The following is a 20850-nucleotide window of genomic DNA, read 5'->3' as shown; positions in this document are numbered from 1 at the left end:
TCGCGCTTGCGGAGCCGGATCTGTTATATCCTCCCTCCTTTCACGGCGGAGGGCAAAATGAAGCACCGGGTTTGGCTCGAGCTTTCCTTGCTCGAGCACTGGGGCCCCAAACCTCACGGCATACCACGAGTATCCCAGAACGTCTTTCGGCAAAGCTTGAAGAACGACGGCATCGGGTACTTCTTTTTCGACCGTCAGAAAAATACGTTTGTCGTCCCCAACCGCATCGAATACTTTCTCGCGCTCTCCGAGGGGAATGCCCCCTACGCCGACACGGCGCTCCCGGGCGGCGACAATCTTGCAGATAGACTCGTCGGCCAGGACAGAGTGTTGTTCTCCGAGGCAGGATGGGACCATGCCCATTATTTGGCGGCGGTCCGGGATCTTCGGGCACGCTTTCCAGATGCCGTTTTCGAGTATCTGCTCTGCGACCTGATACCGGTCAAGTTTCCGCACTTTTTCGAATCGCAATTCGCTGATCGCGCACGCAAGTTCATGCTCGCGTTGCCGTCATTCTGCGACCGATATGTATGCATCTCTAACAGCACAGCAAAAGACGTGAGAGCCATTCTCCGCCCGGAAGCGGACGCCCGTGTTTTCCGCCTCGGCTCGGACATCGTGGAGAATGGCAATGCCGTGGTGGGGGCCCCGCAGACAAGACCCTACGTCCTCTCGGTCGGCACAATCGAGATCCGCAAGAACCACCTTCTTCTATATTTTGTCTGGCGAAGACTTTCGGAACTATTGGGCGACCGCTGCCCCGATCTAATCCTGGTGGGTCGCCAAGGGTGGATCGCGGGCGACGTCTACACGCTCTTCCAGACGGACCCGATGGTTAAGCATCTGGTTCAAATTCGCCATGACGTGACCAATGAACAGCTTGCAGGGCTGATCCAGAACTGCCAATTCACAGTGTTTCCCTCTTTCTACGAGGGATGGGGTTTGCCAGCAAGCGAGAGCTTTTTCTATGGAAAGGTGTGCGTCACGTCGAACACCTCGAGTCTGCCGGAAATCAACCCCTTTCCGGAATTGATGTTCGATCCATACGATCACCAACAGGCCTTTGACGTGATCCGCTCACTGATCGCGAATCCGGCTCGCCTGAAGCAGTACGAGGAACAGATTCCAGCGAGGTTCGAGAAGCTGACCTGGGAAGAAAGCTTCGCCGAGCTCTACAAGATCGTCGAAGCCTGACAATCAAGACGCGTAAATCGTCGTCTGGTCTACGCGCGGCCCAGCACTTCCTCGTACAGCGACACGTACGCTTTCCCCAGCGCAGGTCCCGAAAACAGCCTCTCGTACCGCGCCCGGGCAGCCAGCCCCATACGCCGCGCCTGCCCTTCGTCCTCAAGCAGGATGTTTACCGCCTGCGCCAACTCCTGCGGCGCTTCTGGCCGAACGACGATTCCAGTCACCCCCTGTTCATTGACATAGGACGTGCCAGAACCGATTTCACAACAGACCATCGGCTTGCCGAACATGGAGGCTTCGACCAATACCATCCCGAACGCTTCCGAACGCAGTTGCGAAGGAAGCACCAGCCCCCGGCAGCCCTTCAGTAGCGCGATCTTCTCTTCGTCCGTCACCTGGCCTGCAAAGATGACATTCTTCGCACCTCTCCGCTCAGCCAGTTCTTTCAGCCTTTCCATTTCCGGGCCCGATCCCGCGATCACCAGATTGGCGGGAATGGACGAAGCTGCCTCTACGAGTACATGGAGTCCCTTGTAGTAACGCAACACGCCAAGGGACAGGAAATATGGCTTGGTCCCCAACGGCAATCGGGCAAGGAGGTCCGGCCCGCACCGCTTCGACAGTTCGCTGTCTGCGTAATCGCGGATGCCAAGGGGAATCACGCGCAGACGGTCGGGTCGTACCGCCTCGGTCAGTACGCGACTCGATTGCGCATACGCAGGCGAGGTCGCGACGACAGCAGACATCGAAGCCAGCATCCGGCGCATCAACGGACCATACACATAACCCAACATGCGCTGGCGAACGATGTCCGAGTGGTACGTCATCACCGCGGGTTTTCCGCTTGTGTCCAAGAGGCGCAAAACGTCGCCGAACGGCCACGGAAAGTGGAAATGCAGCACATCCGCCCAATGCGCCAGGCGACGGTACTCACGCAACGAATCGAAGCCTCCAAGGTCGCATGACGCCGGCGCGGCCCAGGACTTCGAGCGGACCACTTTCCCCTCCGGAAACGCTACCTCCTGCGGCTCCGGATGGGGCGATAGCGTGAAGATCTTCGGGTCCGCACCGCACTCGCGCGTGGCAAGGCTGATCTGCCTGATTGCTTCCTGCAAACCACCGGGCGGATCAGGGAAATAGGTGCGGTAGACATGGAGCACCTTCACGCCTTGAGTCCCTCGGCGAAAGAAGCAGCGGCGTGGCCGCCCGTCAGAGCAATCGCCACTTCAGAACGAATGGCCGACTTCATTGCGACGAAGGTCGGCCTTCACCATCATTTCGCACAGTTGCTCAAGCGTCGTCTGCGGCTTCCATCCGAGTTCACGCTCCGCCTTGGCGGGGTTCCCCACAAGCAATTCGACCTCTGCGGGACGGTAGAACTTCGGATTGATCCGCACGACCGTCTTGCCCGTGGCGGCATCCACTCCGGTCTCCTGTTCGCCCGCGCCTTGCCACACAATCCGGATATCGGCGGCCTTGAACGCCATCGTCACGAAGTCGCGCACGGTTTCCGTGCGGTTCGTCGCCAATACGTAGGTGTCCGGCTTATCCGCTTGCAGCATGCGCCACATGCCTTCCACGTACTCCTTCGCAAAACCCCAATCCCGCTTTGCGTCGAGATTGCCCAGCTCCAGGACGTCCAGCTTACCCAGTTTGATCTTGGCCACGGAGTCGGTAATCTTGCGCGTCACGAACTCGCGGCCACGCAGCGGAGATTCGTGATTGAACAGAATGCCGCTGCAGCCGAAGATTCCATACGACTCGCGATAGTTCACCGTGATCCAGTGTGCGTAGAGCTTCGCCACGCCGTACGGGCTGCGCGGATAGAACGGCGTTTCTTCGACTTGCGGAATGGCCTGGACCTTGCCGAACATTTCCGACGTGGATGCCTGGTAGAACCGGATCGCCGGGTTGACGATACGAATAGCCTCCAGCAGGTTCAACGGGCCGATACCCGTGATCTCCGCCGTCGTAACCGGCTGGTCGAACGACACCCCAACGAAGCTCTGGGCCGCGAGGTTGTAGACCTCAGTGGCGCCAGTCTGCTGCAAAAGGCGGATGCTCGTGGACAGGTCGGTCAGGTCGTACTCGACCAGATGCAGGTTCGGATGATTCTGGATGCCCAGTTCCTCGATGCGCCAGAAATTGACCGAACTCGTCCGGCGATACGTACCGTAGACCGTGTAACCTTTTTCCAGCAGAAGTTGCGCGAGATAGGCACCGTCCTGCCCGGAAATACCAGTGATGATTGCTTTCATAAGAAATACTCGAAGAAATTGACCTAGTTGTTCGATGTAGTTGCCAACGAGCCCGGCTATGCGGGCCGGTCCCGTCGGCGCGTGCGTATCACGGTTTATCGTCGTTTAGTACGTCAACACGGCACAGCAACTGATGAGTGCTCTGTTCCCACGTCAGCCACGGCATGTCCGAGGAATCCGGCACCTTGCCGTTACGATAAAGGTCGAGCCATCCGGAAAGAGCCTGGGCTAACGAAGCACCATCCGCTCCACTAAACCAGTACGCGTAACCGCCTGCTACTTCCCGAAATACCGGAATGTCGCGCGCGACGATCGGCAATTTGTGTTGGGCCGCTTCGATGAGCGGCAGGCCGAACCCTTCGTATTCGGAAGCCGCAATCAGCGCGCAACAGGTCTCGTACACGCGTTCGAGATACTCGTCGCTAATGCCTTCCAGCCAGAACAGCCGCTTGCCACGAAGCGGATGGTCACGCAGACGCTCAACCAGTTCCTCGACGTGCCACCCCGCCTTGCCAACAATCACGAGGTTGACCTCTTCGCCTTTCGACCAAAGAAGCTCGAAGGCATCGATTGCCTGAGCGTAGCTCTTCCGCGGCTCGACCGTGCCGACCATCAGAAAGCTCGGGCAAGCCTTGAGAGCATCGAGTACCTGCTTTGCCTCGTCAGGCATACCAACCGTCGGCTGGCTGTTGCCGATATCGGCGCCCAGATGGAAATGGGTAATATCCGGCACACGACCCAATCCCGCCCGCTTCTCGACGAACCAACGGCCCACATCGGCCGCGACGGCCTCGGAAATGCACACCAAGCTGTGCGCGTAGCTCGCAAGGCCGTCTATCCAGTGCGTAAAAGCCTGTGTCATCCCCGGCGTGTGCCACCGCGTGTTCATCAACGGAGTCAAGTCGTAGACAACGTAGTGAATCTGGACGCCCGCCTCGTACATGTGGCGAAGCGTCTCACTGAACGCCGGAAACAGATGCGCCGTAAGGTCCAGTCCAATAAATACATCGTCCTTGCCGAAAGTAATTGGCACATCCTGAATTCCTTCGGCCGGCCGGCCAAGGAACTGCGCGACGAAGGATCTGGCGTAGAGCAGCCCGTGACCGTCTTTTGTATAGACCGCCTCGACACGATAGCCCGCGGGCGGATGCTCGAGCAGTCGCAGAAGAATGCTTCGCACCACTCGCTGGATACCCGACTTTGCGTCTCTGGCGACCAGCTCCGAGATGTCGACCAGCAATTGCCGATCACCGCACACGCCGTTGATAACCTGCTTGTTCAACTCCAGACACTCCTTAAGCGAAATGCGATCACGGTTTGAAGCATCGAGATGCGCTTCTGCCGCCTGCCGCGTCATGTCAGCCATGACGCGTTCGTACGTGGTGGCGACATCTCCATCACCGATACGCGACATCGGCGCGCTTGCAGCTACAAACGCCTCTTCGAGCCTATCCAGCGCAAGGTGTGCGGAACGCTCCCACGAGAACTTCTTGACCTGTGTGGCGCAATGGCGTTTGAGTCTCTCAAGAAACTCTTCATCCGTCAGGCCTCTGAGCATCGCGCACGCGATGTCTGCAACGGAAAGAGGATCGAACAGCGCCTCTTCACATCCCACAACCTCCGGCAAACTTGTGGAGTTCGACGCCATAACGGGCGCACCACAGGCCATCGCTTCGAGAGCCGGCAGACCAAATCCTTCGTGCAACGAAGGAAACACGCAAAATCGGCACAGTCCATAAATGGCTGTGAGCTCGTCATCCGGCAGGTAGCCTGTCAGCACAAGCTGATTGGGCTCAAGCCCAAGGCTGGCTGCCTTCGCGTCGAGTGCTTCGCCCATTCCTGGGGGCACCTTGCTGCCTATAACGAGCTGCAGACCGTCCCGCACGCTGGAAGGCAGGCTCGCGAATGCTTCGATCAACCGATCGAAGTTTTTGCGCGGGTCGAATCCTCCCGGTACGTATAAAACGAACGGACCGCTTATGTTGTACTGGGCGAGCAACTGCTGGGCCGCGTCGGCGGGAAGTTGAACCGGCGCGAACTGCTCACCGATTGCCGCGGAAATATTGACAATCCGTTCGGCAGGAATCTGCAGCAGGTCGATGGCTTCCACGCGCGAATGTTCCGATATCGCGAGCAGACAGTCGGCCCTTTTAAGGAACTCTAACTTCCGTAGATAAAACGATCGATACCCGGGGTCCACCAGGTAAGCATCACTCATCGCATACGGGATGAGGTCATACAACGTGACGGCAGTAGGCAGTCGGCTCAAGCCAGAATTGATGGCCACAATCGATTCATCGCCCCAACCTTCGAACAGGCTCGATACGTAGACGACATCTGGCTTCAACGCTGCGAGAAACTCTTCGCGCACGAGTTCCGAGGCGCGGGCGCGCCAGCCGCTTCCGGGAATCGCTCCGGCCGTTTCGGGAAGACCGGAAAAAATCACGATCCTTTCCTGGCCCAACAACCCGGAGAATGCGGTTCGCAGCGGCCCGATGGTTTCCGGGAACTTGCCGTTGAGCACGATGTAGACCTCATGCCCGCGGCACTCAGCATCTGCCACCATCGCCAAAGCAAGCGACAGCGAATATCTTCCGATGCCTCTGAATCTGCTCTCGCTTTGAGCAGCTTGCAGATCGATCACGATACGCATGACGCTCCCGCATCGGAAATCGGGCCCTGGTCGACCCTGGGTTGGAATTGAACTTCGCCCACCGCTACGCCGAACGGCAAATCAGTCGTAGATGCGTGTTGCGGCCTGCTTACGACAAACGTCACCTCTGACGTCGAACTCCCTTTGACGGGCTCGATGACGAGACTCGCGGGACTCCAGTCTTCGCCCACCGGCGTATGCGCCAACATCGGCTTACCGTCGATGAGTACATCGACGGTTGTACCGCTTTGCACCGATCGCCAGACAAAGTCCAGTTGACCTGGCCGCGAACGGAAACTGGCACGGATCCCGGTCCAGGCGAAGCAACGGTAAGGATCCGCTTCTATGGGATAAAAGCCGCTGCTGCCCCGCAAGAGTCCATCGAGAAGTGCCATCTCCTCGAAGCCGGGAGCCGACGCCTCCATGAACTGCACGTCACGCAAAGCGACGGCACGTGGGCTCGACCGAGGCAGACCTGAAGTCTCCGTCAACTCGATGGTGACGTTCCTGAGGGCAGTGCCATCTTTGCGAGGAACAACGATGCGGAACGACGTCCAGTTTGCCGAGACGTCGACGTATCGATGCGCGAGTTCACCGTCGATCCGAATTTCAACGGTGCCTCCGGCCTCGGTCCGCCAGATCCCGCTCATTGCGCCTGGACGGCATTCGAAGCTGGCCTTCTCTTTTGTCCACGCGAAGTGGGAGTTTCCGTCGGTCTCGATGTCGAAAAAACCGCTCAACAGACTGTCCGTGTCCGGCAATCCAACGGGGTCGTCATAAAGCGACGCGAGGCGCTCGACCACACGTGCCCACGTGAAATTGGCGCTGGCGACGATCGTGGAAAGGAAACTACGCGGCGCATCCGCACAGCGCGCGATTGCGGCCGCTATGCCTGCGGTGTCGGCATGATCGACATAGGCTGCGCCTGCACCGAAATACTCTTTCGTACACCCTTCGGACGTCACGACCACCGGGGCTCCGCAAGCAAAGGCTTCCAGTGCGGCCAGGCCAGGCGTTTCGAGCACGCTGGGCAATGCAAACACCGAACACGCTGCGTACGCGGAGCGCAACAAGTCCGAATCGTGATTCAACGGCCCGATATAGCGGAGTTGATCGCCGCCTTCCTTGAAACAGGACTGCGCGTACTGCTGGTCGCGCACATGCCCTATCAGCACCAGTTGCAGATCAGGATGCGCCTTAAGCGCACGAGCCAGCTCAAGCTGATTCTTGCGCGGCTCGACATTCGCGACGTTCAAGACGAACTTGCCGGTAATGCCGAACTGCTCCCGGAAAAGCTGGCCATCCACCGGTTGCAGGAAATATTGGTCGATGCCGTTGTAGACAGTAAAAAACTTCTCGCGGGGAATATTGAACACCTTCGCGAGAAGATCGCATTCCGCGTTCGAATTGCAGACCACGCGGTCAGCCAGCACAAAAATGAGGCGAATTTCGTCGAAGGGGTACTTCGACTTCGACTCTTCCGTGATCCACAGATTTGGCGAAACCACCAGCGGCAACCCGATGCTCTTGACGAACGAACAGAAGTGCAGCGAGCCACTCATGCAGGAGAAGTAGTGAACCACTTCATGATCTTTGAAGCGCGGATTCCAAAGGTCGAGAAGACTAACCTGCACGCCACGTTCAACGAGGTGCTTGTGGTACTGCTGAAGCTGAATTTCGCCACCACCAGGCGTATGAAACGCCATAGGGTAGGTGTTGAACAATACTTTCATATGAACTCAGTTAATTTACCGGGCTCGCCTGATTTGTTGACGCGCTTCGTTCGACGTAACACCCGCAGGTCGACGTCAAGGACCGCAAACGATATTCTTCGCCGGCACGTCAGGCCGGGCACATACGCTATCCAGTCTGCGAGCAGATTCTCGGGACTTTTGCCTACTGCTGGTTCCAGACAGTCTGCATGAGCCAGTCACGCCCGGTGATTCCAGACGCTTCATCCGAAAGCAGGAAAGCCACGAGATTGGCCACCTCGGCAGGCGTGTTAAAGCGCTTGAGTTCGAGCGGTTCGCAGACTTCCGCGTAAAACTGTTCGGGGCTTACACCCTGCTCTACCGCCATCCGGGCCACGTCCTTGAACGACATCTCTGTGCCCACCCAGCCCGGACACACCGCGTTGACCGTAATGCCGTCGGCGCCAAGTTCTTTGGCCCAACACTTCGTCATCCCGATTACGCCGAACTTGGAGGCGCAATAGGCCGAGTAGCCGGCACGTCCCTCCTGCCCGAGTTGCGAGGCGATGTTCACAATCCGTCCCGGGCGGGAGAGGCGGCGGACCAACCCCTTGGTCAAGATGTAAGGGCCAACCAGATTGGTTCCCAAGACGTCGTCCAAAGGATCATCGCCAGAATCGAGAATGCCGAACGTCTTGCAGATGCCGGCATTGTTCACGACACCCCACAAGTCACCCTGCCAGCCGGCGGTAAACGAAGTCACTGCGCTGCGGTCCGCCAGATCGACGGCGTGTACACGGGCACCGGCATCCTTGACGAAACTCGCGCCGCGGAGAATGTCTGCGGAATGCGCCGAACTCACGAGTAAATCGAGATCGTAGCCCTTACCTGCCAAGGTTTCGGCAATGGAAAGTCCAATGCCGCGCCCGGCTCCCGTTACAAGGACGCGTCTGCGCATGCTTCGCCGCTCCAGAAAAGTTCATTGCCGCGCATTCTGCCGACGGCCGCCATGAGTTGTCTTGCGGAATCCGCCCACGACAACACTTCCATGTTGTCAGGGTAGACGCAGGTGCCGGCTTCGCGATCACGCAGCCATGTTGCGAGGAGTGCTCGCAAATCGCTCACGGAAGTGCCGGCGAAATAGGTCGCGGACGTCCCGCAGATTTCACGAAATACTGGAATGTCTCGCACGATCAGAGGCACCCGATAGTGGGCTGCCTCCACCAATGGCAGGCCGAAGCCTTCGGCAAGTGACAAGGCGAGCAAAGCCGATGACGATGCATAGACGCGCCGCAAGTATTCGTCGCTGATGCCGTCGAGCCAGAACAACTGTTTCCCGAGCTTCGGATGTGTCTTGATCCGCTCAATCAGTTCGTCGACCTTCCAGCCGGCACGGCCAACGAAGACAAGCTTGGTGTCGGAGCCTTGGGCCCACAGGCCCTCAATCGCGTCTAATGCGAGCGCGTGTCCTTTTCTCGGCTCCAACGTACCCACCATGAGGAAGGTCGTGGACGCTTTCAATTTCGCCAAGACGTCTTCGGCGTCAGGCGGCAATCCCATTGAAGGAATACTCTCCGAAATGTCCGAGCCGAGATGAAAATATTCGAGCTTCGGCAACTCGGCACGCTTCGGTTTATGGCGCGACAGCCATGTATTCAAGTCGTTGCGGACCGAGTCGGAGATACAGATGAGGCCATCGCCCTCCTCACTCACGCACTCGAACCAGTAGTTGAACAAGGCGAGGTAGTCGTTCCCCTCGAACCACGCATTCGTCCCGTAGAACCACTCCGGATACATCAACGGGATCAGGTCGTAGACAACAAAATAGATTCCCACACCATGTGAGCGAAACCGTACCAACTCCGAGCGCAACGCCGGGGTAATGTTGTAGGCAAGATCAACGCTCAAGAAGATGTCGCCCGCAGCCGGCTTGATGGAGATTTCGCCCGTGGTGACGAGTTCCTCCGCAAGCTGATGTTCGGCGAGAGACGTTGCGGTGACGAAGCGACCCGTCACGCCATCGCCGCGCACAGGCACAATTTTCCAGTCGGCAGGCGGCCGCTGCCTCAGTGCCTGCAATAACGCGCGCGTGACTCGTTGAATGCCGGTCCCCTTGTCGAACCCGGCAAGCTCAGTCACATCAAAAAATAAACGATGGCGCATGATGAATACGTTGTTCCCACTGTGTGCATATGCTGTTGCTCGCGGCGAACAACAGCATCAGTAGCCTGGTCCCCGGCTGCATCGCTCCCTGCATCGACGCTCAAGCTGAGAAAACCATCGACGCGGGACTTCCCGTTCAGCCAACGCGCAACGAGTCGCGCTGCCCCTGTTTTCTATTTCGCTCTATCGCCTCGAACACAACAGCCTGTTCGATGTAGTGACCGAAATTGCCGTTATTGGTCGGCGCCATCACACCGGCAGTGCGGACAAGACCCATGTACGCCTTGCCGCTCAGAAAGTGCTTGTCGTAGCGAATCTTTTCCCAAAGGTCCGACAGCGAGAATGCTTCCGGCACCGTCGTGGGGAGCCCAATGCGGCTGAATACGTCGTAGTGCATCTCGACCGTTTCTTCGTCGGACAAGCCCAGCAGCAACGCCACTTCGGCCGACACGCACATGCCGATCGAGATGGCTTCGCCGTGATACACCTCTCCCTCGGACAGATGCTCGACGGCGTGGCCAATGGCGTGGCCGTATTGCTTCAGCGTTTCGTCGTAGTCCGAATCGAGATCACCGCTCATGACTTCGAGCTTGAGTTCGATCGATTTCGTCACGACCTCGGCAAGGAAATCCGGGTCGACCAGGTGTTCGCTGTTCGAAGTGATGAACGACAGGAACTTCGTGTCCTGGCAAATCGCGTGTTTGATGGACTCCGCCAGGCCATCGCGAATCAGGCGCACGTCGAGGGTGCGCAGAACCAGCGGATCGACGACGATCTTCGAGGCCGGGTAGTAGCTTCCGATCAGGTTCTTCCCGTGATCGAAGTTGATCGCCTGTTTGAAGTCGATTGCCGCGTCGACCTGAGACAGCAAGCTCGTCGGGAAATGCACAAGTCCGATGCCGCGATACAAGGTGGAGGCAAGAAAACCTGCCAGATTGTTCACCACGCCGCCGCCGAGACTGAATATCACCGAGTGCTTGTCGAAGCCATAGTCCAACGCCTTTTCGACGAGTTGCGAATACACCTTGAAGCTCTTCGAGCTTTCACTCGCCGGAACGACCAGCGTGCGTACCGAACGACCGGAGCGCTCAATACCTTCGAGCACACGTCGCAGGTAGAGCTTTTCAACGTTCTTGTCCGTCACCAGCAAGTGCTTGGATTCCTTGCGGATATGGTCGAAGACACCCATCGCGTCGAGATGGCGCAGGGAATCTTTCCGGACGATCACCTCGCTTTCCAGCCGCTTGTCCGCATGGAAATTGAAGCTGCGTACTGTTTGTTCGCTCATAAGGTTCTGGCGCACGGCTGCCCGTGCTGCATGAATGTTGGTTCCGGGGCCCGCCCCACTCTTGCTCCAGTCAGGACCGCACGCCCAGTACACGAACCAGCGGTTCGAGGCATTGCGGCATCAGATACTGGTTGTGGACGTTGCGCTGCAGTTGCGGCGATACGGGCGTATTGAGCGCAGCTTGCACGCCCTTCTGGATGGACGCGGTAGAGACCGGATCGACCTGATGCACGAGCTCGGTGCCGAAATGCTCCTGCGTCCACGGCCCGGCCGACAGCACCATGGGCACACGAGCAAGCGCGGCTTCGAATGCGGAGAATCCCGCAGGCTCGAGCGACACTTCGATGAACACACGAGCCCCGCGCAGTGCGGAACGCAGAATCTCGGATTTCGGCGCCAGATAAGGCAGGAACTTGAAGTGCGACGGCGCAGCCTTCACGCAGGCTTCGTAATATTCACGGTCGCGGTAGTCGCCGACGAACACGAGCGGAATCTTCGAGTCGCGCAACGCGTGGATAGCCGCGAGCTGGTTCTTGCGCTCTTCGATAATGCCAACCGAGAGCATGTACTCGTCGACCTTGTACGTCTGCTTGAAGAGATCGCCGCTGATCAGTTCTTCGAAGCAGGAATCGGCGCCCCACCTGCAATATGCGACTTTCGACGCGTCGAGCGGCACGTGTGCGGCAACGTTCTCGAACTCGGACTTCGACTTGAATACGACGACGTCGGCCAGCCTGAAGAACTCGGCAACGGAATTCTTCTCTTGCTGGCTCGGCTCTTTCAGCCACCACAGACTCGGCATCAGGACCAGCTTCTTGCCTGCCGCCTTGACCTCGCGCACGAACTCCATGCCCGTCGGGACAACCGAGTAATGGAGCACCACGTCGTATTTGTTCAGCGGTTGTGCGGTCGGACCGTAGAGGTCCGCCCGGACGCCGAGCTGCCGAAGATTGGACAGCAGATCGACCAGCTCGAGCTCCCCACCGCCGCGATGCAGAAATGCCGCAGGGTAAGTCGTGATAAGTACGCGCGAATCGCTCATTCGATACTCCAGTTAATGTTCCGAGGCAAGCTGCTCTGGCTTCCTGCTTGCTGCTCCTCGCCACACACAATCCAGCATTTTAACGGTCCGGGCATCCCAGGTATTATCGCCGACGTACACGCGGGACTCCTGGGGTGTCAGCTTGCCGCGCGCCAGCTGGCGCTCGATGGCGGCCACGAACGCCTCGGGCGTTTCCCCCACTTCGAGCCCATCGAAGCGGTCTTTGGTGAAATCCAGAGGCGTCGACACCACCGGCAGACCGGCAGCCAGGTACTCGAAGAACTTCATCGGGAACATCGACCGCGTATAGCCGTTCAGCAGCGTCGGCAACAGTCCGACATCCATTCCGGCCAGATACGCGGGCAGTTGCTCATAAGCCCTGTAGCCCAGGAAATGCACGTTGGGCAGTTCCTTCAACTGCGACACCCAGGCGCTGCGCTGGCCTTCCCGCTCCTCACCGATAAAGATCCATTGCCAGTCCGGCCGCCTGCGCGCCGCCGCCGCGATCAAGGGAAAATCCACCTTGAAGTCCGACAACACGCCGTGATAGACCAGTCGCGGCCCGGGGATCGCAGCAAGATCATGCGGCAATGGTCCCCGGCGTTCGAGTGCGCGTCCGAAGTGCTGCGCATCGACGACGTTCGCGAAAAAGTGTGTGTTCGGATTGAACGGCAGGCATTGGTCGCGCAGTGCCGCGGCCGTTGTAAATACCGCTTCGCTCAATCCCAGTAGTTGCTGCTGCGCGCGATGGAACGCCTCGACGTCAACCCCTGGAATTGCCGCCAGATCGTCCACGCAATGATAGATCAGCGGTCCGTGCGGGAGGGTCTCGATCGCCTCCAGCATGAACGGATGATACGTCCACACCACCGTGTCCGAAAAACGGTGCCGGCGCGCAAATCGCGCCACGCTCCATCTGAGCAAAGCCTGATTGAAGCGGCTCACCACAGGCCAATGGTGCTTCGCGGGAAACATCAGAGGCGAGAGCACCCACACGTTGTGCTCGCGTTGCGGCGGCGCAATAAAGTTGGACCTCAGGCCGCTCCAGAGCCGGCGCCAGATGCGCGCCCAGTCTTTGCCGCTTGCAAGCTTCGGCGAGCGCAAACCGACACTCTCGACGTACAGCACCCTCCAGCCGCGACGCGCCAGGATGCGGGCGGTGTGTTGCTTGTTCGTCCAGTACGGCTCGTCCCAGTCGGCGGTGGAAAAGAGAACGCAATCACCGGCCGCCGACCCGAGGTGCTCAGACTCAGCCACCGAACACCTCAACCGGCTGCCCCAGCAGGCTCGCAACCATGCGTTCGGACGCATGGCCATCGCCGTACGGATTCGCCCGGTTGCGCAGCGCTTGCCGACGCTCCGGGTTGTCTAGCCAGGCCACCGCCGCGGCCTCGATGCCTTCGGGCGTTTGCCCGGCCAGTGTCGCAAATCCAGCATCCACGCCTTCGCGCCGCTCGGTGTGGCCGCGCATCACGACCACCGGCACGCCGAACGTTGGCGCCTCTTCCTGAATGCCGCCCGAGTCGCTGACCACGAGCGCGCTCCGGCTGATGAGGTAAAGGCTCGACGGATAGTCCACGGGCTCGATCAAAGCCAGATTGGGAATCGCGCCGAGCTCACGCATCACGGGTTCGCGCACGGCGGGATTCAGGTGAACCGGAAACACCCACTGATATTGCCGATACCGACCACACAGGTCGCGCAACACCTTGCAGATGCCCAGCAGCGTCTCGCCGAAGTTTTCACGCCGATGACAGGTCACCAGAATGTGGGACTGCTCCGCACCCTCCCACTTGGGCAACGCGAGACTCGCGGGCGCCTGCTCCCATGATTGCCGGGCCAGCATGATGGCATCCACCACGGTATTGCCGGTCACAACGATGCGCGCGTCGTCGATGCCTTCGTGCAGCAGGTTCTGGCGAGCGAGTTCCGTCGGCGCGAAATGGCGGGTAACGATGCGAGCGAGCAGGCTGCGGTTCGCCTCTTCCGGAAACGGATTCGCCAGATCGCGCGTGCGCAGTCCAGCTTCAACGTGGGCTACCGCAATACCGCGATGGAACGCAGCCAGTCCCGCACAGAAGGCCGTCGTCGTATCGCCCTGAACGACGACCCAGTCAGGGCGAACCCGCTCGAGTACCCCGTCCATCTCGGTCAGCAGCTTCGCCGACAGGATGTTCAACGACTGCCCCGGACTCATCGTGTCCACACTGATGTCCGGCACGATGCCGAAAAAGCCGAGTGCCTGCGCCAGCATTTCCTTGTGCTGACCGCTCGCGCACACGATGGTCTCTACCCTCGGGCGCAACGCCTCGATCACCGGCGCCAGCTTGATGACTTCCGGGCGCGTACCCAGTACGACCATCACTTTCATCGCAGCCGCCTCTCTGGATCAACCTCGAACGATTCACCACGGAACTCGACCGCGAAGCGCAACGCAGTGCCCGGCTCGCCGGGCAATTGCACACGGAACGTTCCGGCCTCTTCAATCACGCGCAGCGACGATTTGGCCAGCAGGAAATCCAGCGCCGTCTCTTCATTGAGGAAGACTGGTTTGCTCGCGCGGCCTGCGATGTACGCGATCAGCTTTTCGTGAGCGTCGATGCGCACGGGTTCGTTGGGCCAACCGTACTGGTAGCGCGCCGAGAACGGGTGGTCGAGGTAGCCGAAAAGCGTCTTCGTCTCGAACGCAAGATCGAATGCCTGCTTGAACACGGCCAGGGGGTCGCCCGAGGCCAGCATGCAATCGCCATGCAGCATCGTCTGCTGGCTGTGTCCAATGAAGCCCTCCGGCATGCCGGCAAGCGTGCCGCCTCGCGCCAGTAGGAATTCCGGATCGTTGCGGATGATTCCGCCCACACAGCCCGAGTAGCCACAGTCGGACAACGCTTCGAGCGCGTAAGGCGGGCTCTGGTGGAACGGCGACACGGCGTAGCGAACCGGCTTGCCGATCACGGACTGCAGCAGCCGCATCGATTCGCCGCCCTCTACACATGCAGCCTCGTAACTTCCCCCCCAGTTGGGCGCGTGCGTGGCCGTATGAGAAAGCAGCGCGGCGTCGCGGTCGGCAGCAAGCTCGCGAAGAATCGCGTGATGAGCCGTGTCCGCGAGATTCGACGTGTGAACCGCGAGCGAGAACGGGACACCCAGGCGTCGGTACGTCTGCCACAACGGACGCGCCGACTCGACATCCTCATCGCAGTCGAGGCGAGATGTGATCGCGGCATCGTAACCCCACGGAATCTCGCTCAGAACAGGCTGACAGTGAAGTTCGCCGGCGCGGTGCGCCGACAGGAAGTTCTCGATCAACCGCCACTCGAACGAGTCGCAAGGGCCAACGGGACGATTGAACCAGAGTACGCTGGCTGTGGCCTTGTCCCACAGACCTGCGTAGGAAAACTGTCGCTCGGCGCCCACGTGAACCGATGCCAGCCGGGCCTCTTCAGGGACGTCGATTGGCTGACGAACGCCCCAGATGGATCCATCCGCGCGAATCGCGCCGAAGCCCAGGTTGTTCCACTCGTCGGTAAAGTCGAAGCGTTCGAACGGACGCACCCATGCGCGACCGCCAAGGGTGGCCGACAGCGCCGTATATCGAACCGAAGCGTCGCTCTCGGCCGCTTCACGACTGGCTGCCGGCGCGCTGCGCGCGGCCGACGCAAGTGGCTCAGGCCATGCGCGCTCCTCACAACCAAGATAGTGCGCGAGCGCCGCGGGCAGCCGACCGAACACGACCAGTTTGGAGCCTGAAGAAGCGACCCACTCGACGAGGGCGGCGCCCCAGGCGTCCGGCACGTCGATGGCGACGATGACGGCAGGCGCACGCTCGCGCAGAGCCGCGTACGACAGCCAGTTTGCCTGCGCACTGCTGACCGAGCGGCGCAGCGCAGCCAGCACGAGTCGACCAGCCTCGGCCGACGGAGCCGGAAAGAGAACGCCGATCATGCCGTCACCACATGGCGGAATTTTGCGCGGCGCCCCACGCGCACAAGGTCGTCGTGGCCGACATAGGCGATGCTGAAAGCGTCTTGCCAGTAGCTGCGCAGCTTCGCGGTCGTGTCCTGCTCGTTGGCCCACGGCTCGAGCACGATGCGCAACGTCGGAGGTTGCGTGCGCAGATCGATCTGGAATTCCTGAATGCCGCCCACGCGATGGTCCAGCATGTCCTGGATATGGTGCGTCGCGTGCGCCACGCCATTGATCGGCACAACGTCGTGAATCCGCCCCACAACATCCGTCAGGAACAATCCGTCGGCGCGATCTTCGACGTGTGCGAGGTCGCCCGTCGCATAGCGGATCAGGGGCATCAGCCGGTTGCGAAAGCCGGTGAAAACGAGTTCGCTCGCGCCTCCGTCAGAAACCGTATCGACAGGACGGTTCTCGGGCCAGCCTTCGGATTCGAGAATCTGAAAACCGCCTTCATGGCCGTCGAGCTCGTACGCCATCACACCGAGTTCCGCGAGCCCGTAGCGATTGATCACGCGACACCGAAGCGCCCGTTCGATCACTTCGCGCGCGCTGTCCTCCAGCAATTCGCCACTCGACTCGAAGACTTCGAAAGCCTTTGCGCGGCCGTACTTGCGTTCGATATAGCACGCCAACGCATACATGGTCGACGGATGCCCGTGCGCAAGAAAGGGTTTGCGCCGCTTCAACGTGCGCCAGATTTCCTCCAGCCCCTCGTCATCGATGCGGTCGAAGAAAATGTTGCTGCGGTTCATCGCAAAGCATTTGAAGTCTTCGCGCGACGGCCACTCAGGAATCACCTGATCGGGAAAGCGGCACGCGAAATGGAGCTCGGACCGATAGCCGCGCTTGCCCGCGCGACGCCGTGCGTAAAACGTAACGGCCGAAGAATAATCGGCGGCTTCCTGGTCATAAAAGATGGTGCAGGACAACCCCGTCGAGCCGCCTGTCTTGCACGCGTGATGGCGGGTTTCCTCGAGCGGGCGCGAAAAGAGACGCGCACCCTGCTCGCGAATGACGTCCTTCGTCAAATACGGAAGATCTTCCAGATAACGTGGGTCTTGCCCTGCCTTTACGGGATCGAACTGCTTCTCGCGAAAGAGATCGCGGTAGTAAGGCACATGTTCGGCCGAGAATTGAAGGATCGCGGTCAGACGCTCAAGCGCTATGCGGCGCCGGGCTTCGAATGGAAGCCGGTAGTATTCGCGAAGCTCAGCCACCTTGGGCCGCACGCTACGCTTTTCCCGGCTCTCCGCAATCGGATAGGCAACGTACGCGCCCATCATGCCCTTCAGCAAGCGGAACGGCTGGTACAGAAAAAGCGACTCGCCGTAGCGAACAATCGGGTGATCAGCACGCATGTTGTACATGCCTCGTTGAGGCCCACGAAGAACCGTTGAAGTATTTCGGAACCGCCCGTTCCACCTGCCCGGACGCTCGTCCGCAGCGGTGCAAGCTCACGCGGTCTGGCGGGCGCCGCCCGAAGGCGTGGCTTCTGTCGCCGGGGCGACTGCCGGCACGACCGGCTCGTCCGACACCATCTTCCCGTGCTCCAGGCTGATCTTGCGGGTACAGACGCGCTCGATGAGCGAAGGATCGTGCGTGGCCACCACGACGATGGAAGCGTTCCCCACCAGCATTTCCAGGCGCTGCGCCGCCTTCACGCTGAAGTCGGCATCGCCGACGCTCAGCCACTCGTCCATGATGAGGATGTCGGCCTCGATGCTGGTCGAGATGGCGAACGCGAGCCGCAGCATCATGCCGCTCGAATACGTGCGCACCGGCAGATTCAGGTATTCGCCGAGTTCGCTGAATTCGGCGATTTCGTCGATCTTGCTTTTGATCCGCCCAGGCGGCAGACCGTCCAGGATACCGCGCAGATAGATGTTCTCGAAGCCGGTCGCGTCAGGGTCGAGGCCCATTGAGACATCCAGCAGCGAAGCGATCTTGCCGCGCGTGCTGAGCTTTCCGCGCACCGGCGCGTAGACACCGGAAAGCGCGCGCAGCAAGGTCGTCTTGCCCGAACCGTTGTGCCCGACAAGACCAATGCGCTCGCCGTCCGTGAAGCTGAACGTCAGATTGTCCAGCGCCCGCACGACCGCGTGGCGGCCCGCGTCCTGGCCGATCCGGCCGCCGGTCGTCAGGTTGAGCACGGCCTTCTTCAGCGAGCGATGGGAATTCTCGTAGATGGGAAATTCGACCGAAATTTCCTCGGCGACAATAAATGAACTCACGATGTCACAGCCAATAGGGAACGCGATCGCGGCACCGCCGCATCAGATATTGCGAAAAGGCGAACCCAACCACCAGCAAACCGATGCTCCAGGCCCACGACTCCCAATGAATCGGCCGGCCCGTAACGGGCGCACGCACGGTTTCGATCAGGTGATACAGCGGGTTGTATTCCGCAACCCACCCGCGATCTTTGAGAATTTCCGGCGACCACATGACCGGCGTGAAGAAGAACACGACCTGGATGAGGTTGGTCACGATAGGAGGAATATCGCGGAAGCGCGCACACAGCACGCCCAGCGAAACGCCAAGCCAGACGCCGTGCAGGAACAGCAAGCCAAGGCCGACGGGCAAAAGCAGAAACTCCCAGCTGGGCCAGCGCCCAAACGCGATCAGCAGCAGCACGACGACCGGGAAGCTGTGCAGCAGGATCACGAAATTGCGCCACGCGATCCGGCAAACATGGACGGTCAAGGGAATTCGTATCTGCTTGATGAGGTACGCCGACCCGATGAACGCGTTGCATCCTTCGTTCGCCACCGACGAGAGGTACTGCCACACCACCAGCCCGACTGCGAGGTAAGGCAGGTAGTTCTTGATCTCTTGATGCAAGAGCGTCGAGTACAGCGCACCCAGCACGACCACCATGATCGCCGTGCTGAGCGTGAACCAGAAAGGTCCGATCACCGACCGACGATAGCGCTGCCTGATGTCGTGCCAGCCGAGCGTGCCCCAGACACGCACCGACTTCATCCCCACGAGCAGGTCGTTATGCCCGTCGTGGTTGCCGAGATTCCTGCCAACTTGATCGTCCGCTGCAACATCCATATCAGGCACGTCCGTAAACATCCTCGAACCGGACGATGTCGTCTTCGCCCAGATACTCACCGCTTTGGACCTCGATCATCACAAGGCCGACGACCCCGGGGTTCTCGAGGCGATGCTTGTGCCCAGCCGGAATATAGGTCGACTCGTTGGTGCCGACAAAGAGTTCCTGGTCACCGTTCACGACCTTCGCCATGCCGCTCACGACAATCCAATGCTCGCTGCGATGATGGTGCATTTGCAGACTGAGGCTGGCACCCGGCTTGACCTCGATTCGCTTGATCTTGAAACGCGGGCCCTCTTCCAGGACCGTGTAGGTCCCCCAGGGCCGGTGCACCGTTCGGTGCAGCTTGTGGGCTTCGTGCCCACGCGCCTTCAGTTCGGAGTAGATGTACTTGACGTCCTGCGCGCGTTCCCGGTTCACGATCAGCAGCGCGTCAGGCGTATCGATGACGATGAGGTTTTCGACGCCCACCGCACCGATCACGCGGTCACGGCTCATCAGGTAGCAGTTGTCGACGTCGTGCAACAACGCCTCGCCTTCCACGCGGTTACCGTGCCCGTCCGGCTTGCAGAGTTCGCTCAGTGCCGCCCACGAGCCGATATCGCTCCAACCGATGCTGCAAGGCACGACAGCCGCCTGCTGGCACTTCTCCATCACGGCGTAGTCGATGGAGTTCTCCGGCACGGCGCCAAAGCTCTTCGGTTCGAGTTGAACCTGCGTCCAGCCCTTGCCTTCCGAGACACGCGAGTCGGCAAGACACTCGGATACGGCAGCGAGGATATCGGGGCAATGCAGTTGCATTTCCCGATGCATGGCCCGCGCAGTGAAGCAGAAGATGCCCGAGTTCCAGAGGAACTGTTGCGACGTCAAATACTCGCGGGCTTTTTCCAGCGACGGCTTCTCGATGAAGCGCAGTACGTCGTTGCCTTCCGCTTCGATATAGCCGTATCCCGTCTCGGGCGTTTCGGGACGGACACCAAAAGTTACAATTTTGCCGCTCTGGGCAAGCTCGACCGCTTTCTCCACGGCTGTCGCAAAAGCGGCCTGATCGGCGATGAGGTGATCTGCTGCGAGAACCAGCAGCGTCGCATCGGGACCGTGCACCTGCGACACGTGCTCCACCGCCGCAGCGATAGCGGCAGCGGTGTTGCGGCCGAACGGTTCACAGATGAACGACGTGGCGATACCGTCCTTGTTCACCTCGCGGAACTCGTCCTCGGCCTTGAAAAACAGGTCTCTGTTCGTGACTGTCAGGATTTGTTCAACGCCCGGCAGGGCTGCTGCGCGCAGGAAAGCCTTTTGCAGAAGGCTCTGGCCATCCGAAAGGCGGATGAAGGGCTTAGGATGCGACTCTCTGGAGACCGGCCAGAGACGGGAACCTGCACCGCCACACAGGATGATGGGTATCAAACTCACGAATTCCTCACTGCTTGCATTTCGTTCCAGGCTGGGGCGCGGCTTATTCGAATGGCATACGTCCGACGATTCGCCGACGTACCGATATCATCTGCCCCTGTGCGCGAACGCCGCGCGTTTGAAA

At 59.8% G+C, this 20850-nt stretch carries 16 protein-coding genes; 1 reads left to right on the top strand and 15 read right to left on the bottom strand.

Features of this window, described 5'->3' with window-relative positions:
• Positions 1–57: 57 nt before the first annotated feature.
• Complete coding sequence (locus P2869_RS03375; RefSeq protein ID WP_277597461.1) at positions 58–1194, top strand: glycosyltransferase family 1 protein; 1137 nt, start codon at positions 58–60, stop codon at positions 1192–1194.
• 29 nt (positions 1195–1223) lie between these two features.
• On the opposite strand, the gene P2869_RS03370 is transcribed toward P2869_RS03375, so the two are convergent.
• The 15 genes from P2869_RS03370 to P2869_RS03300 form a co-directional block, all read right to left on the bottom strand.
• Positions 1224–2357, bottom strand: a complete 1134-nt coding sequence (locus P2869_RS03370; protein WP_277597460.1) for a glycosyltransferase — start codon at positions 2355–2357, stop codon at positions 1224–1226.
• A gap of 60 nt (positions 2358–2417) precedes the next feature.
• A complete protein-coding gene (gmd, locus tag P2869_RS03365) occupies positions 2418–3449 on the bottom strand; it encodes a GDP-mannose 4,6-dehydratase (RefSeq protein ID WP_017773052.1) in 1032 nt (343 codons plus the stop codon).
• An 88-nt stretch (positions 3450–3537) separates the two neighbouring features.
• The gene (locus P2869_RS03360; RefSeq protein WP_277597459.1) at positions 3538–6102 is read right to left on the bottom strand and encodes a glycosyltransferase family 1 protein; all 2565 of its coding nucleotides are present in this window, start codon (positions 6100–6102) and stop codon (positions 3538–3540) included.
• The gene (locus P2869_RS03355; RefSeq protein WP_277597458.1) at positions 6090–7835 is read right to left on the bottom strand and encodes a glycosyltransferase family 4 protein; all 1746 of its coding nucleotides are present in this window, start codon (positions 7833–7835) and stop codon (positions 6090–6092) included. The genes P2869_RS03360 and P2869_RS03355 overlap by 13 nt, the downstream gene beginning before the upstream one ends.
• Positions 7836–7998: 163 nt before the next feature.
• Positions 7999–8751: an SDR family oxidoreductase gene (locus tag P2869_RS03350; protein ID WP_277597457.1), complete on the bottom strand. Its 753-nt coding sequence runs from the start codon at positions 8749–8751 to the stop codon at positions 7999–8001.
• Positions 8730–9956: a glycosyltransferase family 1 protein gene (locus P2869_RS03345; RefSeq protein ID WP_277597456.1), complete on the bottom strand. Its 1227-nt coding sequence runs from the start codon at positions 9954–9956 to the stop codon at positions 8730–8732. Before P2869_RS03345 ends, P2869_RS03350 begins: the two co-directional genes overlap by 22 nt.
• Before the next feature lie 136 nt (positions 9957–10092).
• Positions 10093–11244 carry a 2-deoxy-scyllo-inosose synthase gene (locus P2869_RS03340; protein ID WP_017773047.1) on the bottom strand — a complete coding sequence of 384 codons (1152 nt, stop codon included), beginning with the start codon at positions 11242–11244 and terminating at the stop codon, positions 10093–10095.
• A 70-nt stretch (positions 11245–11314) separates the two neighbouring features.
• Positions 11315–12286, bottom strand: a complete 972-nt coding sequence (locus P2869_RS03335; RefSeq protein ID WP_277597455.1) for a glycosyltransferase — start codon at positions 12284–12286, stop codon at positions 11315–11317.
• Between the two features lie 12 nt (positions 12287–12298).
• Positions 12299–13543 (bottom strand): glycosyltransferase, encoded by a 1245-nt coding sequence (locus P2869_RS03330; RefSeq protein ID WP_277597453.1) that lies wholly within the window; start codon positions 13541–13543, stop codon positions 12299–12301.
• On the bottom strand, positions 13536–14657 hold the full coding sequence (wecB, locus tag P2869_RS03325) for a UDP-N-acetylglucosamine 2-epimerase (non-hydrolyzing) (protein ID WP_277597452.1): 1122 nt from the start codon (positions 14655–14657) through the stop codon (positions 13536–13538). The genes P2869_RS03330 and wecB overlap by 8 nt, the downstream gene beginning before the upstream one ends.
• Positions 14654–16228, bottom strand: a complete 1575-nt coding sequence (locus tag P2869_RS03320) for a polysaccharide deacetylase (protein ID WP_277597451.1) — start codon at positions 16226–16228, stop codon at positions 14654–14656. The genes wecB and P2869_RS03320 overlap by 4 nt, the downstream gene beginning before the upstream one ends.
• Entirely contained in the window at positions 16225–17610 is a 1386-nt protein-coding gene (locus tag P2869_RS03315) for a phenylacetate--CoA ligase family protein (protein ID WP_277597450.1), read from the bottom strand. The genes P2869_RS03320 and P2869_RS03315 overlap by 4 nt, the downstream gene beginning before the upstream one ends.
• A 96-nt stretch (positions 17611–17706) precedes the next feature.
• Positions 17707–18486 (bottom strand): ABC transporter ATP-binding protein, encoded by a 780-nt coding sequence (locus P2869_RS03310; RefSeq protein WP_199543544.1) that lies wholly within the window; start codon positions 18484–18486, stop codon positions 17707–17709.
• A gap of 1 nt (position 18487) precedes the next feature.
• A complete protein-coding gene (locus tag P2869_RS03305) occupies positions 18488–19309 on the bottom strand; it encodes an ABC transporter permease (protein ID WP_026121092.1) in 822 nt (273 codons plus the stop codon).
• Between the two features lies 1 nt (position 19310).
• Positions 19311–20726, bottom strand: coding sequence for a mannose-1-phosphate guanylyltransferase/mannose-6-phosphate isomerase (locus P2869_RS03300; protein ID WP_277597449.1), 1416 nt, complete (start codon positions 20724–20726; stop codon positions 19311–19313).
• Positions 20727–20850: the final 124 nt, after the last annotated feature.

This window comes from Paraburkholderia sp. SUR17, from assembly GCF_029536165.1.
Lineage (GTDB): Bacteria > Pseudomonadota > Gammaproteobacteria > Burkholderiales > Burkholderiaceae > Paraburkholderia > Paraburkholderia kururiensis.
Note: the sequence above shows the minus strand (reverse complement) of the source record. Positions and strands in the feature narration are given on the sequence as shown.